We start from the raw sequence: 16380 nt of genomic DNA on the forward strand, positions 1-16380 counted from the left end.
ACTCCCCCTCCTACTCGATTGATCGCTATCACATTGTGACGATGGAAAATCGTCACAGACTTTGTCTGCCCCCGCCAATTTTTTGCAGCCAGACCCTGCTTTGGTTTACTCTCGAGGCCAATCACTAATACTAAAGGTGTAATCGGGGCTGTGAGTGAAATCCTTTAACGAAGGCAACGCCGCCAACGACGAGTTTCAGGGCGCCAATACCAGCCTGCAAAATGGCGAGCTGGTTCGGGATTTACTGGAGCACCGGCTTCAGTTGCCGGCCATTCCCAAAGATCACCAGTCCCGCCCCGCGCTTTCCAGGCAGATTCTGGATAGCCTCGCGCCCCGCTCACTGTTAATGCTGGAGGCGCCCTGCGGTTACGGCAAAACCCACAGCCTGGTCAGCGCCCTGAGCGAGGGTGCCAGTGAGTTTGACCGGATTCGCTGGGTTACCCTGAATGCCGGCGACAACGCGCCGTCCCGTTTATTATCCCTCATCGCCATGGCGCTGGATTTGCCCCAGTCCCTTCATCCCGGGAATCAGGGTGGCGGCACGTTTGAAGACAACCTGGCCGTTATGCTGGTGGCCAAGGGCCGCCTGGAGCAGCAAGGCCGGGATGTCCTGGTGCTGGATAACCTGCACCACCTGACCAATCCTGCGGTGGGCGGGCTGCTACAGCAGCTTGTCTGCGATATGCCGGGCAACCTGTCGGTAGCCTTTACCTCCCGGCTGCCGTTGCCGTTCGAATGCCACACCCTTGAGCTGGAAAACCGTTACCAATGTGTCGGCCGCGAGAGCCTGGCATTTACCCGCTCGGAAACCTTTGCCTACTTCCGGGACGCCCGGCCGGACAGCCTGATTACCAGTGTCGCCATTGATCACCTGTATAGCCTCACCGAAGGCTGGCCCACACCGCTGGCCCTGTACCGGCGGGAGTTGCTGCGCAGCCCGGAACGCCGGCCGATGGAAGAAACACCCTCCGTTGAACGCTTCCTGAAAGGCTCGGTGCTGGGGCAGATGGCACCCGGCCAGATGAATTCGCTGCGCATGATGGCGGAGCTGGACGGGGTGTCGGATGAACTGTTTATTGCGCTGCAGGCATCGGTTGGCGACTCGGGTATGCTTCCGTCCGTGGCCTGTGAAAAGGGTTTGCCCCTGCAGCCGGTATCCGGCCGGGGCCGCTGGTATCGCCTGAATCCGTTACTTCAGGCCTGGCTGAAAACACGGGCACTGGGTGGTTACAACACTCGCATGCTGCTGGCCAGCCGCTGGTTCGGGCAGCGCAACCAGTTTCCGGAGGCATTGAAGTACGCACTGCTGTCCGGAGATGCCGAAGAAGTCGTGCGCATTGCCTCTGAGGGTACCGAAGCCCTGTTGCTGGGCCAGGACACAGCATCCCTGCTCACCCTGCGCAAACACCTGCCGGCCGGCTTGCTGGAGCGCAGCGCGCGATTACGCATTGTCTACAGCTGGGTTCATGCCATTGGCGGACAGTTCCGCCAGGCCCGGCAGTTGCTCGAAGGCTTCTCGCCGGAAGACCGGGAACAGCAGGAAGCCCGCATCTACGCGCTGAAAGCCTTTATCCTGCGTGGCGAAGGCTATGTGCAGCCGGCCCTGGCCATGGCAGACAAAGCGCTCGCCGCTGGAGGCTTATCACCCCAGGCCCAGCTGGTGACCCAGATTGTCCGTGCCAGCGCCTTGTGTGCGGCCGGCAAATTCCACGAAGCCCGGGACGCCAACCGCGCCGCGGCCAAGCTGGCCCGGGAAGCGGGAGACTCCGGTTCTGAAGCGTTGGCGGTTTACGCCCACGCCCGTATTGAACTCGGTAAGGGCGCGCTCGGGCATGCCGAGCAGTTGCTCAGAACCGGCCTGGACACCGCCATGCACGAACTCAGCCGCCCGGCGCGTATCGGCGAAACCCGGCTGGAGCTGAACCTGGTGCTGGTGCTGTGGCATCAGGGCCGGCTGGACGAAGCCGATCGTCTGCTGGTGAGTTGCTCACGCCATGCCGAACAGACCCGGGACCTCGGCCTGTTGCTGGCCATGGCCCTGAGGGTACTGATGTGTAAGGCCCAGGGTCGCCTGGAAGATGCCTTTGTGTGGATTGGCCGGGCAGAGCGGGCCATGCACGCCTGGCAGGTGGATGAATCCCTGTACGTGCCGGTACTGGAAGCCTTGAAGGCCAGCTGCTGGCTATCCCATGGCCAGACAGACAGTGCCGCCCAGGCCATCGAAAAGCTTCAGCCGTATCGACAGGGTGGTTGCGTGCCGGAATTGTTCCCGATGATGCCGGGGCTGATGGACTGCCTTCAGGTTCGGGCGGACATGGGCCGAGGTGACCTGGTTCGTGCCCGAGAGCGGCTGGACGCCGTTCTGGGCCGTTACGGCGATACCTTGCCCTGGGGGCTGGGGCTGCACGTTGGCCTGCTGAGTGCAGTCCTGCTGCAACAGGAGAAGGGCTTGCCGGCCGCCAGGAAACAGCTGGAGCAGGTGATTCGCCAGGCTGCCAGCGAGCGCTTTATCAGCCCATTTGCAGAGCTGGTTAACGAACTCACGCCACTGATGGAAAAGTGCTTCGGACAATTGCCGGAAAGTGCCTTCACCCGTGACCTGGGCCGGCTGTTCCGCATTAACAGTGCACCGGCACCCAGCGAGACCCTGGCCGAACCCATCAGCGACCGGGAGCAGGGCGTGCTGGAGCTGATCGCCCAGGGCCTGTCTAACCAAGAGATCGCAGACAAGCTGCACATCTCCTTGCACACGGTGAAAACCCACGCCCGCCGGATCAACGCCAAGCTGGACGTGAAATCGCGAACCCAGGCCATTGTCCGGGCTCGCGAACTGGGCATCCTGTAATCAGGCGCCCGCTTTCAGTTCCTCGATGCGGGCGTCCTTCTCCGCCCAGATCCCGCTCACCCAGCGCTGGAAGTCTGCCCGCAGCTCCCGGTTGCCTTCGTAATCCATGCCCAGAAAACGTTCCGGCACTTCCCGGGTGCGGATGTCGATGATAATCCGGCGCACCCGGCCGCTCAGGTAATCCCACATACCGGGCCGTCCGTTCGGGTACACAATGGTCACATCCAGCATGGTGTGGATCATCTCACCCATGGCGCCGAACACAAACGCGGTGCCGCCGGCTTTCGGTTTCAGCAGGTTCTTGTAGGGGGAGTTCTGCCGTGCGTGCTTTTCCGGGGTAAAGCGGGTGCCTTCCATAAAGTTGAAAATGCTCACCGGAGTGTAGCGGAACTTCTCGCAGGCCTTGCGAGTGGCCTCGATATCCTTGCCCTTCAGCTCCGGCCGCCTGGCAATCTGTTCCTTGGTGTGCCGGTGCATGAACGGGAAATCCAGCGCCCACCAGGCCACCCCCAGCAGCGGCACCCAGATCAGCTCCTTTTTCAGGAAAAACTTCAGCAAAGGAATCTTGCTGTTCAGGGCGTACTGTATGGCGGTGATGTCGGTCCAGCTCTGGTGGTTGCAGGTTACGAAGTACCAGTGCTTCTTGCTCAGCTCCCGGGCGCCGCGAATATCCCACTCAATCTTGTGGAACAGATCGGCCAGGGTGTTGTTGAAGCCAATCCAGTACCAGGCAATCAGGTTCACCACCCGTGTGCACAGGGTACGCACCACCTTCACCGGAATAATCAGTTTGATGATGGCGAACAGAAGCAAAAACGGGAAGAAAATCAGGGTGTTAAGCAGGATAAGCAAAACCACCAGGATCCCTTTCAGCGGGGCGGGCAAAAAGTCCAGCATGGGAATGTCTCGTCAGTCCAGTTGAGCCTGGAATTGCTTGTCGTAGAATTCCAGGTTGTTGTAGCGAATCATGGCGCGGATCTCTTTTATATATTCTTCGCCCCTTTCGGAATAGCTCAGCAGGCCTTGTGCCAGGGCAATGCCGGAAAGCGCCTTGCCATCGGCCCGGGCGGCCGCGCGTATCGAGCGAAGCTGCTGGTAGGCAGGGTGCCGGTTAAGATTCTGGATGTAAGAGCGCACAGAATAATAAGGTGACGAAAACTTTGCCACCTCATGGTTAGCCCCTTCCGGGCGGCTCAGGGGCACCAGCCCGCAGCCGCGGGTAAAGCACCACTGGCCGAACAGGTTGTTGCCTTCGGTGGCAAAGCGGGAAGTGCCCCAGGCGGATTCATTGGCGGCCTGGGCCATAATCAGGGACGGGGGAATCACATCCAGCTTTTCCATGAGTTCCGCAAACTGTTTGGGGCTGCCATTCTTTGCCTCGACTCTCAGCCGGTCCGCTTGCCGTTCCAGCCACTCCAGTTCATCGTCGGATAGTTCCTCTTTACCAGCCAGGGATTGCAGGTATTCCCGCTCCAGCAGAATGCGGTTGTTGGCCAGTTCAATGCGCGGGTAAAGAAACGAGAAAAACGCCGCCTTTCGTTCTGTGGTGTCGCGGTACCGGGAAAAATCCGGCAGGCCGTCGGCGGTCCATTCAGGCAGTTCGGGCAGGGAGCCCAGGGCAATGTCGGTGTCTTCACTTTCCGGGGGGGCGGGGGAATACAAAGCACCGGCAATCGCAAATAACACCAGGGGAGCACACAGCAAAAGTGCCCGGGAAATTAACGTCATAAAACCTCTCGCCAAAATCGATATGGCTGGAATTATAACAGGTTATACGGCTTACGCCTGTTCACTGAGCTGCCGTTGATTCCGGAATGAGTGTCGCGATCAGCAGGCCGGTGCGTAATTCCGGGCCGGTGTTGTCTTGAACTACGAGGAAAATCTGGTCACCGGATTCGGTGTAGAAGCCGTTCAGAACAAGCTCGCCTCCTGCCAGTTGGATGCTGCCGTTGCCGCCGGGTGTCACGGTGAACCCGAGGTTGAACACATCTTCTTCCGCAGTGCCTACGGTGTTCTCTGTAATGGTATGGCTAACCCGGTAGCTGGTTGCTTTCAGGTCTGCACCCGTATCGGTCAGTGTGAGCGTACCTTCAGCCACCTGATACAACCTGTTCTGGTCAGCGTCCATCGCGATTATCGTGCCCTGAACCCGGTAGTCGCCGGCAATGGGGGCGGCCAGGGTGGTTGTCTTGCCGGCGATCACCAGGCCATCGCCAAGTCCCGTGTCGTCGAGATTGAACGCCAGCAGGGAGCCATCGGGCGTAGCGGCGCCAAGACCCAGCGGCGGCTCGCTTTCGGTACAGCTGCGGCACAGGGCCAGCCGGCCGATATTCTTAATGCCGGAACTGAGCTGGGCGGGGCGGTTGGCAATGTTCCAGGTGTCGGTCACGGCGGAAGACGCTCCTGCTCCCGCAGCCCCCGTGTTGTCACGGTAGATGGTCGCGTTATTCGTGGTCAGTGCCCCATCCGAGCCGTCCAGCTCACCATAGCCGATTTCGAAGGTGATGGGGTTGCTGCCGCCAAACTGGGCAGTCAGGTAGACCAGGTTGTAATCGCTTCCGGTAATGCCGGCCATATTGAAGTCTTCGCTGCGCAACAGGTGCAGCTCCAGCACAGAGAGGTAGTGCTCTTCCAGGGTTTGCTGGCGCTTCAGCTTGCCGTCTGCGTCCGCCAGGGCGATGGCCTTGCCGGCGGTAAAGTAGCTGCCCAGTACCCGGTCCGGGCTTTGGTTCTCTGTGCCGGGGGCGGAGGTGAAGGCATCCATAAAATAGGGATTGCGGGTCCAGCCATTGTTGGCACTGCCCGGTTCATCGGTAATGCTCTGGTACAGGGCGCGGCCGGCCAGCAGGCGGGCAGGGTCGGAGCCGTCTTCTGAGGGCGGTGTGAGGGTAGCCGCACCCGGTGAGCTGGAATGGCTGTTTCGGGTCCAGCCGGTTTCCCGGGAGAACTGGTGGCCGTCCGGGTTGGTAAAGCCGTGAACCAGGGTGCTCCGGTCATAGGGAATATCGGTGGCCAGTGAAGTCACGTTGATGTTGAAGGCCTCGAAGGAGGTGAGGGTCAGGGCCGGGTACAGAAATGCCCCGCCAAGGTCTTCTTCCTGTGCCGTGCGAGCGCCCCACTGGCCGGCACCGGGGAAGCGGGCGTCACGGAAGGTGGGGCCCAGTTCCAGGCCCAGAAATACCGAGTTGTAATCTGCAGAGCTGGCGCGGATGGTGCCGGACGCATTCGGGCCCAGCAGGGCATAGTCCGCCATCTGGTCGATATAGCCGGCAAAATCCGCACGCGAGGCCAGCATGCCAATGGCGGCATCCAGCTTCAGGTTGCCGGCAATATCGATCTCGAAATCGTGCACCTGGTCGGCCAGGCTGGACCACACATACTTGTTCAGGCACAGCGCGCCGCCCCGGTCGTTCACGCAGTCCATCACGGCCTGGAACTCGGTGGAGGAGTAGCCGCCAAGTCCGTTTTGCACCAGGTAGTGGGAGAACGGATTCACCTTCACATCCCGGTCCGAATCCGCCGCCAGGGCTTTCATCGCAATTGTTTGGCCGCCGCCGGAATAGCGGGCTTCAATCACCACATCCGGGCCGATCGGCTGGCCGTCAGGAAAGGACACAATCACATGGCCGTCTTCCCCGGTGCTGGTGCTGTAGGGCACGGTGCCCAGGTTCTGCCCGCCCTGGTTACTCCGGTACACCTGCACCTGGTCCGGAGTTACGATTCTCAGGTTGCGCCGGGTTTGTTCCGCATCCGGGGCATAAAAGGCGGGCACTTCCATGGTGATCCGCACTTCGTTGGCCTTCAGGCCGGCGGTATTGCCGGAATCGCCGGTGCTGCCGGGGTTAAAGTCGTCCAGGGCGTTGACGGTATTGCCAAAACGGTTGGGAATCTCGCGGGCGCCATCAATGGCACTGTCACCACCGCCGCAGGCGGTCAGAAGAAAGGGCAGGGCTAGGGCAGGAATCAGGCGACATTTCATGCAAGGCAATCCGGATAATGTATCTCGGCACAGCCTAGCAGCAAAACAAAGGGGAGAGCGTGAAAGCGGGCACGAATCGGCCACCCGGCATCAAACCGGGCGGCCGCAAGGCGGGTATCAGAAGAAGATCTTCATACCGGCCATCACGCCTTCGTCCAGGTTGATATCCGGAGAGCCGCGGAAATCCAGTTCAGTGTTCAGGTAGCGGTAACCGGCGAACACTTCTGCGTTGCGGATAACCCGGTAGCTGCCGCGCAGTTCTACGCTGGTCATGTCGTCGGAATCACCGAAAGACAGAATGCTCGGGGCGTAGTGCAGGCTGCCGGAAACCGACAGGCCCGGTACATCCGGGATGTTTACCGTGGCAAAGCCACCAAGGCCCACAGCGCCGCCGTCTACCTGGTCGTCATCCCAGGCGATGCCGCGCAAGCCAATGCCGGCAGTGGTAGGCAGGTTGCCAAGGGCGGTGCGGCCCTGGGCGTGGAAGTCCACGTTGCCGATGTGGCGGCTGCCTTCGTGATAGGTGTAGCCAGCGCCCAGCTGCAGTTCGTCCTGGGTGCCGAAGAAGTTTACCTGGCCCTTAACGGAATCGTTGGTCAGGCTCAGGTCCAGGTCGCTGGCCAATACCGGAGCGGCAGCCAGGGACAAAGCGAGGGCAGAGATGCGGGTAATCTTCATGATGACACCTTTGTTGCTTTCATTTTAATTCGGAGGGAATGGTAAACACCTGCGCGCGGCGCCACAACTTAAATGGCTGTAAGTCGCTGTTAAGGGGTTACGGGGCGGGGTTATGAGGCGCGAGCTTAGTCCGTGCTGGCCGCGGCCTGGCAATACTGGTCCAGCACCGCCCGCAACATCTCCAGGTTCACCGGCTTGGCTACGAAGGAATCCATGCCCGCCGCCCGGCACTTCTCCTCGTCTTCTTCCATCGCGCTGGCGGTCAGGGCCACCACCGGTACCCGAGGTTTGTGATTGTCCCGCTCCCACTGGCGCAGCCGGCGGGTGGCTTCAAAACCGTCTACCCGGGGCATCACGCAGTCCATCATGATCACATCATACTGGTGGGTCTGGTACAGGGAGGGCGCGGCTTCGCCATCGTTGGCGGTCATCACCTGGCAGCCGAGTTTCTCCAGCAGGCGGCGGGTGAGGGTGCGGTTAACCGGGTTGTCTTCCACCAGCAGCACCTGCATGCAGCCGCAGGCCAGTTCCTTGCGGATCGAGCCGGTGTGGTTAAGGGACTGCAGGGAAAAACGGGTCAGGAACCGCCTTTCCTGCTGCTCTGCATCCACAAATAGCTGGTTCAGAATCGGAATCAGGTAAGACTCCCGCAGCGATTTGCTCAGAAACGCATCGGCTCCGGCCTGGCGGAAATGTTCGGCATCGCCCCGCTGGGGGTTGGAAGAGAGAATCAGCAGGCGCATATCCTGCCACTGCGGGTTGCCGCGAATCTGCCGGCACAGCAAGTCGCTGTCCATATCCGGCACAAAGCCATCCAGGATAATCGCATCGTAAGGTGTGCCTGCATCAAAGGCCTGGCGCAGGTAGGTGAGCGCCTCGCCCGCCGAGCGTACCGCTTCAATGTGAACCTCGTGGCGGGACAGCATTTCCAGGGTAATTTTGCGGGACAACTCGTAGGAGTCGGCCACCAGGATACGCTTGTGATTCACCTTGCGGGAATCCGGCCGCACCCGAGCGGTGCTGTCGGCCGCTTCCGGCAGGCTGACTTCTGCCCAGAAGGTGGAACCTTCACCGGGCCGGCTTTCCAGGTCCAGCGAGCCGCCCATCAGCCCGATCAGCTGGCGGCAGATGGTCAGCCCCAGCCCGGCCCCCGGTGTCTGCCGCTGGAACTGCTGGCCCAGCTGCACATAGGGCTCATAAACCAGCGGAACATCCTCCGGGTTAATGCCCACGCCGGTGTCTTCCACGGCCAGCCGCAGGCGCACCTTATCGCCCCGGCGGCCCAGCACTTCAATGCTGATCAGCACATGGCCGGAATCGGTAAACTTGATGGCGTTGGACAACAGGTTCAGCATCAGCTGGCGAATGCGCACCGGGTCGCCCACCAGCGCCCAGGGCAGGTTCTCATCCACCCGCACTTCCAGGGCCAGGCCTTTCTCCCTGGCCCGGCCACCGAGCATGTGGATGAGGTCGTTCAGGGTTTCCCGCAGGTCGAACGGAATGGCTTCCAGCTCCATCTTGCCGGCTTCCATGGCAGAGATGTCCAGCAGGTCGTTAATGATGGCGGAGAGGTTTTCCGACGCGCCCAGCAAGGTGCTCACATACTCCCGCTGTTCCTGGTCCAGCGGGGTGTCGGTCAGCAGGTTGGCGTAACCGAGTACGGATTGCAGGGGAATGCGCAGTTCGTGGCTGACGTTGGCGAGGAACTGGTTCTTGGCGTGGTTGGCACGAATGGCTTGGTCGCGCTCGTCCCGGGATTTAAGGGAGTCCTGGCGCAGGGAGCGGGTGTCTTCCAGGATTTGCAGGCGCATGCGGTTCAGGGCCTGCTCCAGCTCTGACAGCTCATCCGGGCGCTTGGGGGCCTTACGGCGCAGCTTCAGGGGGTCTACCAGGGCATCCAGGTTCAGCCTGGCGGCGTAATCCGCCATGGTTTCCAGGTGCCGGAACAGGGTAACGCGCACAATCAGCAGCATGCCCAGGGTGCCCAGCATCACCACAATCGACTGGAACCAGAGGTTGTGCAGTGCCTGGCCCAGCACCTCGTCATAGAACTGCTGGAACGAAGACACCTTGGCCAGCTCGCCATACATCTGTGCGCCGGTGGCTACCAGCGACAGCACCACGCTGTACAAAAGTACCCAGGCCAGCAGCCGCAAGGCCAGTGGGCGAACACCTAAACGCTTGAATAACCGCTTGGAAGGCAAAGGCACAAGTTCCCTGTGTCGACTACAAAATCACCAGCGGCAGTTTAGCAGACCGATACCACTTCCACACCTGCCGCAGTGCCCTCGTTTACAAAACGAAAACGAACGTTCAGGTTGTAAAGGTGCACGCCGTAAATGCGCTCCTCGTCCCGGCCCCGGCGGAACGAAGGGCGGGGGTCGTAACTCACCACATCTTCAATCAGCCCGCGCAAATCCGGGTACTCGGCCGGGGGCAGGGCAGCCAGTTGTGATTCCGCTTCCGGGGTGAAGGCAACCGGCAGCCGCTGCAGCGGCTCTTCCTCGGCCCAGCCCAGGGAGGCCTCCGGAAGCGCATCGGCAAACGGCAGGTAGGGTTTGATATCCAGGATGGGCGTGCCTTCAATCAGGTCATGATCGCTGATCTTCAGCACCAGCCGACCGTTGTGCCTGTCCAAACCCTCATTTTTTACCACCGACAAACCCAGACTGTTAGGCCGGAACGGCGAGCGGCTGGCGAACACGCCCATCTTCTTGTTGCCGCCTAATCTGGGCGGGCGCACCACAGGCCGCCATTCCGCCCGCACCGCCTCGTGGAACTGGAACACCAGCCACAGGTGGCTGGCGGATTCCAGGCCACGGAAGGCGTCTTCCCGGTCGAACGGCGGTTCAATCACCAAACTGGCGTGGGCATTTTTGGTGAGCCCCGGCTGGCGCGGCACCCCGAACTTGTCCTGAAAACAGGAGCGGGTGTAGGCAATGGGGGTAAGGGTTAGGGCTTCCGCGGCCGGTTTGCTTTTGTGGCGGGGTCTAGTCACGGCTGATGGTTCCGGAAAAATACATTTCGATACGCAATACCACCGAGGCCCGGTCCTGGAAGCTGTCTTCCCGGGGGGACTCCAGGGCCGGCACCACCTCGGCGAACAGCCAGTCTTCGTACATGCGATAACGCCAGGTGAAATCCGCAAAGTAGGACGTAGTGCGCCAGGACGGCTGGCTCTCGCCTAGAACACCAATGCGGGGCGTAACCACCGACCGGTTATTCAGGCGCTTGCGCACACTGAAAATCTGCGCCGCATCGAACCGGCGTTCATCGTGAATCCACTCAAGTTCTGACGACGCAAAAAAATGCCAGCCATTATTCACCGGCCGGTCCCAGCCCATCCAGGAGCGGGCGCCCCAGCCTTCGGTGTGATAGTAGTAAACCCGTTGTTTAAGGTTGAATGCCCAGTCTTCATCGATTCGCCAGCCCTTGCTGGCGGTCGTGCGCCAGAAGGCTTCCGGGGGCAGCCGCAGCCGGCCGCCGATATCCGTGGACAGGTTGATGGCATCGCCCACCTGGGTCAGGTAGCGCAGGGCACCGGTGGTTTCGGTTTCGGTACGCTCGGGCTCGGTTAAAGTGCGGTCTCGCTCCCGCTCGGCCAGGGGGATCAGTTCCTCGCTTTCGCTCTCCACCACCAGCCGCAGCCTTTCCTCGGCCGTGGGTACATCCAGCCGGAACCGGGCTTCCGGCTCGAAACTGGCCAGGTTGCTGTATTCCGATTCTGCCGCGAAGCCCAGGCGAAGGTAGCTTTCGTTGTTGGGCAGAACATGACTGGAGCCAGACAGGGTCTGGTCTGCCCAGGCGCCCATGGATTGCACGTTAACCCCGTGCCGGCGTTCCTGGCGAATCACCCAGTTGCTGAAATCCAGCCACCAGGAATCCTCCGGCTCCGCCCAGTATTCATCGGGATCAAAGGTATAGAAAGACGCCGGCAGGCGATAGGGCGACAGCACTTCGGACACCGGCGCCGCTTGCATATTGAACACCGGCTCGCCGCCACGGGCTGTGGGTGCCAGAACCGCGCCGAAGGCCAGGAACGAGACAAAAAAAGAGGTGTAACGCAGCCGAAGCTCCTTAACTGAATTCAGCCAGCAAACGGTTATGCAGCTCACAAACCTGAAGCTCCACGTTATCCAGCGGGCGGTTATTATCAATAATAGCGCTTGCCCGCGCCCGCCGCTCGTCCCGGCCCAGTTGCGCCGCCATAATCCGCTCCACCTGTTCCCGGGTATTGGCGTCCCGCGCCATAGTGCGCTCCAGCTGCACCTCCTCCGGCACATCCACCACAATCAACTGCTCAACCAGCTGATGTTGATTGGTTTCCAGAAGCAGGGGAGATACCAGCAGAACATAAGGTAACGGATAATCGCCGGAGTTGCCCTTAGCCGAAAGGCTGGGAGGGTTATGCAGCTGGCGAACCAGCTCCTCCCTAATCACCGGGTGCAACAACTGTTCCAGCCACTCCCGCTCCGCAGGCTCTGCAAACACCCGCTGCCGCAACCAGGCGCGGTCTAAAGAACCATCTGCCTGTAACACCTCAGCACCGAAATGCTCCGCAATTTGCGCCAATGCCGGCTGCCCCGGTTCCACAACTTCACGGGCCACATTATCGGCATCCACCCAGTGCACGCCCAGTTCGCCAAATAGCCGTGCCACGGTAGATTTTCCGGAGCCGATACCGCCTGTTAAGCCAATAATCCTCACGCATCAAACTCCCAAAAACCCAAACCAGAAGCCCTGAATTTCCGCCCCAAACCACAATCCAAGTAACCCAGCCGCCGCCAAATAAGGCCCAAACGGAATCGGCACCTCACGCCCGTGCTTCTTGAATACCATCAGCGCAATACCAACCACAGCCCCCACCAGGGACGACAACAAAATCACTGCCGGCAACAACTGCCATCCCAGCCAGGCCCCAAGCGCCGCCAGCAACTTGAAATCCCCGTGGCCCATGCCTTCCTTACCGGTGGCCAGCTTGAACAGCCAGTACACCGACCAAAGCGACAAATACCCCGCCACGGCACCCCAGAAGGCACTCTCAAAATCCGTCAGCACGCCAAAATAATTCAGCACCAGGCCCAGCCACATCAGCGGCAGGGTGATGCTGTCTGGCAGCAACTGGGTATCGAAATCAATCACCGTCAACGCCACCAGCGCCCATACCAGCAACAACGCCCAAAGCGCGGCATCGGTCGGCCCCAGCACAAACACCGTAACCACCGAAAATGCTGCTGTAACTGCCTCAACCAACGGATAACGCAACGAAATCCGGGTTTTGCAGGAAGAGCATTTGCCGCCAAGGAACAGCCAACTCACAACCGGAACATTCTCCCAGGCCCGAATCTTGTGGCCGCAGGAAGGGCAGGTAGAGGCAGGCTTGGAGAGGGTGATGGTTTCTTCTTTCTTGCGCTTGGCCTCCGGAACCTCCAGGAATTCCTCGCACTGGCAACGCCAGTCCTGGTGCATCATTTTGGGCAGGCGCAGGATCACCACGTTCAGGAAGCTGCCGATGCAGAGGGAGACGAGGGTTACGGTTAGGTAGAGGAGCCAGGGGGTGTTGAGGAATACGTCTAGAGAGGGCATTCAGGAACTCATTGGAAATGTTGGGAGAATGCCTGCTCCCCGAAGAGGCGGGGAGCAGGAACGGGCCGGTGGTTAGCCAACCACCTGGCCCATCTGGAAGATTGGCAGGTACATGGCAATGATCAAGCCGCCGACCAGCACACCCAGAACCGCCATGATCATGGGCTCCATCAGCGCAGTCAGGTTGTCTACCATGTCGTCCACCACGGCCTCATAGTGTTCAGCCACTTTCTGCAGCATCTCGTCCAAGTTGCCGGATTCCTCGCCAATGGCCGTTAGCTGCACTGCCATTACCGGGAAGATGTCCTGCTGGCGCATGGAAGCTTGTAGCTGGGTGCCGCTGGAGACATCGTTTTTGATGCGCTGGATGGCATCCCGGTAAACCGCGTTACCGGTGGCGCCGGCTACGGAATCCAGGGCGTCCACCAGGGGTACACCGGCGGCGAAGGTGGTGGAAAGAACACGGCCGAACTTGGCGACGGCGGATTTGTCAAGAATTTCGCCGACAATCGGCAGTTTCAGCACGTATTTGTCGACAATATCTGAAAACTTCTGGGAGCGGCGCTTGGATTCCTTGAATACGAAGATGGTGCCCACAATGCCCAATAGCACAACAAACCACCAACTCTGCATCCATTCTGATAGCCGAACCACCATCTGCGTAAACACTGGCAGTTCCGCTCCAAAACCACTGAACAGGGCCTCAAACTGCGGCACTACCTTCACCAGCAGAATTGCGGTAACCACAATTGCCACCACAATAACGGCGATGGGGTAGGTCATGGCTTTCTTGACCTTCTTCTTGAGCAGCTCAGTCTTCTCAAGATAGGTTGCAATCCGGTCTAGCATGGCCTCAAGTGCACCGGCCTTCTCACCGGATTCCACCAGGTTGCAGTACAGATCATCAAAGTGCTTCGGATGTTTGCGCAAAGATGCAGCAAAACCGGAACCGGAAGAAATATCATTCCGGATGCTAACCACAAGTTCCTGCAGCCCCTTGTTCTCAAGGCCATCGGCCACGATGTCAAAGCTCTGCACCAGTGGCACACCGGCCTTCATCATGGTGGCCAGCTGGCGAGTAAGCATGGCAATGTCGAACGGCGTAATCTTCTTACTGCCGCCGAACAACGGCTTGGGCTTTTTCTTGACCTTGTCCGGAATCACCCCCTGCTTGCGCAACTGGGCTTTCACCAGGGCAAGGTTAGAGCCCATGATCTCGCCCTTGGTTTTATTGCCCTTCCGGTCTTTACCTTCCCAAACGTACGATTCGAGCCTTTGCGCTTTTTCTGCCATGCTTAATCCTTCGTCACGCGGTTGGCTTCCTCAAGGCTGGTCACCCCCTGAATTACCTTCAGAAGGGCGGACTGCCGTAGTGTGCGGAAGCCTTCCGCCTGAGCCTGCTTTGCTATTTTTATGGAACTGGCTTCTTCCATAATCATGTTCGCCAGCTCGTCTGTAATTTTGACCACCTCGTAAATACCAACGCGGCCTTTGTATCCCCCATTGCATTTATCACAGCCCTTGGGGCGGTACAACGTGAAGCCTGTATCAATTTGTTCTTGTGTGAACCCTTCCTGCAAAAGCACATCCGCCGGAATATCCGCAGGCTGTTTACAGCCATTACACAGCCGCCGACCCAGGCGCTGGGCAATAATCAGGCTTACTGAGGTGGCAATGTTGAACGCGGGCACCCCCATGTTCATCATCCGGGTAAGGGTTTCAGCCGCGCTGTTGGTGTGCAGGGTGGACAGTACAAGGTGGCCGGTTTGGGCCGCTTTGATGGCAATGTTGGCGGTTTCTAGGTCCCGGATCTCGCCCACCATGATCACGTCCGGATCTTGCCGCAGGAAGGCTCGAAGTGCCTCGGCAAAGCCTAGCCCCACTTTGTTGTTCACGTTAACCTGGTTGATGCCTTCCAGGTTAATCTCCGCCGGGTCTTCCGCTGTGGAGATGTTGCGTTCGGTGGTGTTCAGAATGTTCAGGCCGGTATACAGGGAAACCGTTTTACCAGAACCGGTCGGCCCGGTAACTAGGATCATCCCCTGCGGCTGTTCCAGTGCGTCCAGGTACAGTTGCTTCTGGTCTTCCTCATAACCCAGTACATCAATGCCGAGCTTGGCCTGGCTCGGGTCCAGAATTCGAAGCACAATCTTCTCGCCCCACAGGGTGGGCAGGGTATTCACCCGGAAATCGATGGCCTTGGTTTTGGACAGCTTCATCTTGATCCGGCCATCTTGGGGTACCCGGCGCTCGGAAATATCCAGCTGCGCCATAATCTTCACCCGGGCAGAAATCTTGGGCGCCAGCTTGATAGATGGGCGGGAAATCTCTTTCAGAATACCATCAGTCCGGTAGCGTACCCGGTACGATTTCTCGTAAGGTTCAAAGTGCACATCCGATGCGCCGCCACGAATGGCATCCAGAAGCATTTTGTTCACATACTTCACGATGGGCGCGTCATCCACCTCGGCGGTGACGGCCTTTTCGTCTTCCTGGTCGCCAGCTTCCGTCTCCACCCCTTCCAGATCGGCGTCTTCCAGGTCGCCCATGGTGGAGTCGTGGCTTTCCAGGTACTTGTCGATGGCGGCGCGGAGCTTGGCGTCGTCCACAAGAATCGAGTCGGTGCTCAAGCCGGTGTTGAACTTGATTTCGTCCAGCGCCTGCAGGTTAGTCGGGTCTGAAATGGCCACAAACAATCGGTTGCCACGCTTATAAAGTGGCAGGGCGTTGTGCTTACGGATGAGCTTCTCGTCGACCGTTTTCTCCGGCAGCATTTCCGGGGCAAAGGCGTCCAGGTCCAGCACCGATACACCAAACTCCATGGCGGCAGAAAACGCCAGCCTGCGGCTGTCGGCCAAGTCGTTCTGGGTGAGGTAGGTGATCAGCGGAATGCGGTTCTTGGAGGCCTGAAGAAAGGCATCCTTAGCCACGCCTTCGTCCAGAAGCCCGTCTTCCACGAATCGACGGGCCAGACCCGTCAGCGTCACGTTTCGGTTGCTGCTCGCCATAAATGCTCTGAGGAAAGTCTTATAAGTGGCTGAATCTCGGATTTATGAACCAGAGTTTAGATGGATGGTACCGCTTTGGAAAGCGGGGTGTGTCTCAGGTTTGATCTTTCTTAAGGGCGTGTAGGGAAAAGCGGCGCGTCTGGGATTGTCATTATCTGGGTGACAAAAATTGTCACCTGTGGACGGTGGGCGGCACACGTTTTTTGCCATGAGAGGGCGTTGAATGGCGTTTCTTGATTTAAGTCACTGTATGAACTCTGATTTTTACTAATTCGAAATAAAGT

General features: G+C 59.4%; 12 protein-coding genes. 1 reads left to right on the forward strand and 11 read right to left on the reverse strand.

What is annotated here, in order from left to right:
* Positions 1–154 precede the first annotated feature (154 nt).
* Positions 155–2845, forward strand: coding sequence for a LuxR C-terminal-related transcriptional regulator (locus Q668_RS12900; RefSeq protein ID WP_022990030.1), 2691 nt, complete (start codon positions 155–157; stop codon positions 2843–2845).
* Here the strand turns inward: Q668_RS12900 and Q668_RS12905 are convergent, their stop codons facing one another.
* The 11 genes from Q668_RS12905 to pilB form a co-directional block, all read right to left on the reverse strand.
* Positions 2846–3742: an acyltransferase gene (locus Q668_RS12905; RefSeq protein WP_022990031.1), complete on the reverse strand. Its 897-nt coding sequence runs from the start codon at positions 3740–3742 to the stop codon at positions 2846–2848. It lies immediately after the preceding gene.
* A 12-nt stretch (positions 3743–3754) separates the two neighbouring features.
* A complete protein-coding gene (locus Q668_RS12910; RefSeq protein ID WP_036219970.1) occupies positions 3755–4573 on the reverse strand; it encodes a glucosaminidase domain-containing protein in 819 nt (272 codons plus the stop codon).
* Between the two features lie 61 nt (positions 4574–4634).
* Positions 4635–6824, reverse strand: coding sequence for a hypothetical protein (locus Q668_RS12915; protein ID WP_022990033.1), 2190 nt, complete (start codon positions 6822–6824; stop codon positions 4635–4637).
* A gap of 117 nt (positions 6825–6941) precedes the next feature.
* Entirely contained in the window at positions 6942–7502 is a 561-nt protein-coding gene (locus Q668_RS12920) for a YfaZ family outer membrane protein (protein WP_022990034.1), read from the reverse strand.
* A 125-nt stretch (positions 7503–7627) separates the two neighbouring features.
* Positions 7628–9706 (reverse strand): response regulator, encoded by a 2079-nt coding sequence (locus tag Q668_RS12925; RefSeq protein WP_022990035.1) that lies wholly within the window; start codon positions 9704–9706, stop codon positions 7628–7630.
* A 44-nt stretch (positions 9707–9750) separates the two neighbouring features.
* Positions 9751–10500: a tRNA (N6-threonylcarbamoyladenosine(37)-N6)-methyltransferase TrmO gene (gene tsaA / locus Q668_RS12930; RefSeq protein ID WP_022990036.1), complete on the reverse strand. Its 750-nt coding sequence runs from the start codon at positions 10498–10500 to the stop codon at positions 9751–9753.
* Positions 10493–11617 (reverse strand): hypothetical protein, encoded by a 1125-nt coding sequence (locus tag Q668_RS12935; protein ID WP_022990037.1) that lies wholly within the window; start codon positions 11615–11617, stop codon positions 10493–10495. The genes tsaA and Q668_RS12935 overlap by 8 nt, the downstream gene beginning before the upstream one ends.
* The gene (gene coaE / locus Q668_RS12940) at positions 11580–12209 is read right to left on the reverse strand and encodes a dephospho-CoA kinase (protein ID WP_036219971.1); all 630 of its coding nucleotides are present in this window, start codon (positions 12207–12209) and stop codon (positions 11580–11582) included. The genes Q668_RS12935 and coaE overlap by 38 nt, the downstream gene beginning before the upstream one ends.
* A gap of 3 nt (positions 12210–12212) precedes the next feature.
* Positions 12213–13088 carry a prepilin peptidase gene (locus Q668_RS12945; protein WP_022990039.1) on the reverse strand — a complete coding sequence of 292 codons (876 nt, stop codon included), beginning with the start codon at positions 13086–13088 and terminating at the stop codon, positions 12213–12215.
* A gap of 72 nt (positions 13089–13160) precedes the next feature.
* Positions 13161–14381 (reverse strand): type II secretion system F family protein, encoded by a 1221-nt coding sequence (locus Q668_RS12950; protein ID WP_022990040.1) that lies wholly within the window; start codon positions 14379–14381, stop codon positions 13161–13163.
* A gap of 2 nt (positions 14382–14383) precedes the next feature.
* A complete protein-coding gene (gene pilB, locus Q668_RS12955; RefSeq protein WP_022990041.1) occupies positions 14384–16096 on the reverse strand; it encodes a type IV-A pilus assembly ATPase PilB in 1713 nt (570 codons plus the stop codon).
* Positions 16097–16380: the final 284 nt, after the last annotated feature.

Origin of the sequence: Marinobacter sp. ES-1, assembly GCF_000475255.1 — a bacterium.
Classification (GTDB): domain Bacteria; phylum Pseudomonadota; class Gammaproteobacteria; order Pseudomonadales; family Oleiphilaceae; genus Marinobacter; species Marinobacter vinifirmus.

Coding starts and splice junctions, on each gene's coding strand:
- Q668_RS12905 (WP_022990031.1), bottom strand. CDS start 3,742: ATGCTGGACTTTTTGCCCGCCCCGCTGAAAGGGATCCTGGTGGTTTTG.
- Q668_RS12920 (WP_022990034.1), bottom strand. CDS start 7,502: ATGAAGATTACCCGCATCTCTGCCCTCGCTTTGTCCCTGGCTGCCGCT.
- Q668_RS12950 (WP_022990040.1), bottom strand. CDS start 14,381: ATGGCAGAAAAAGCGCAAAGGCTCGAATCGTACGTTTGGGAAGGTAAA.
- pilB (WP_022990041.1), bottom strand. CDS start 16,096: ATGGCGAGCAGCAACCGAAACGTGACGCTGACGGGTCTGGCCCGTCGA.
- Q668_RS12915 (WP_022990033.1), bottom strand. CDS start 6,824: ATGAAATGTCGCCTGATTCCTGCCCTAGCCCTGCCCTTTCTTCTGACC.
- Q668_RS12945 (WP_022990039.1), bottom strand. CDS start 13,088: ATGCCCTCTCTAGACGTATTCCTCAACACCCCCTGGCTCCTCTACCTA.
- Q668_RS12910 (WP_036219970.1), bottom strand. CDS start 4,573: ATGACGTTAATTTCCCGGGCACTTTTGCTGTGTGCTCCCCTGGTGTTA.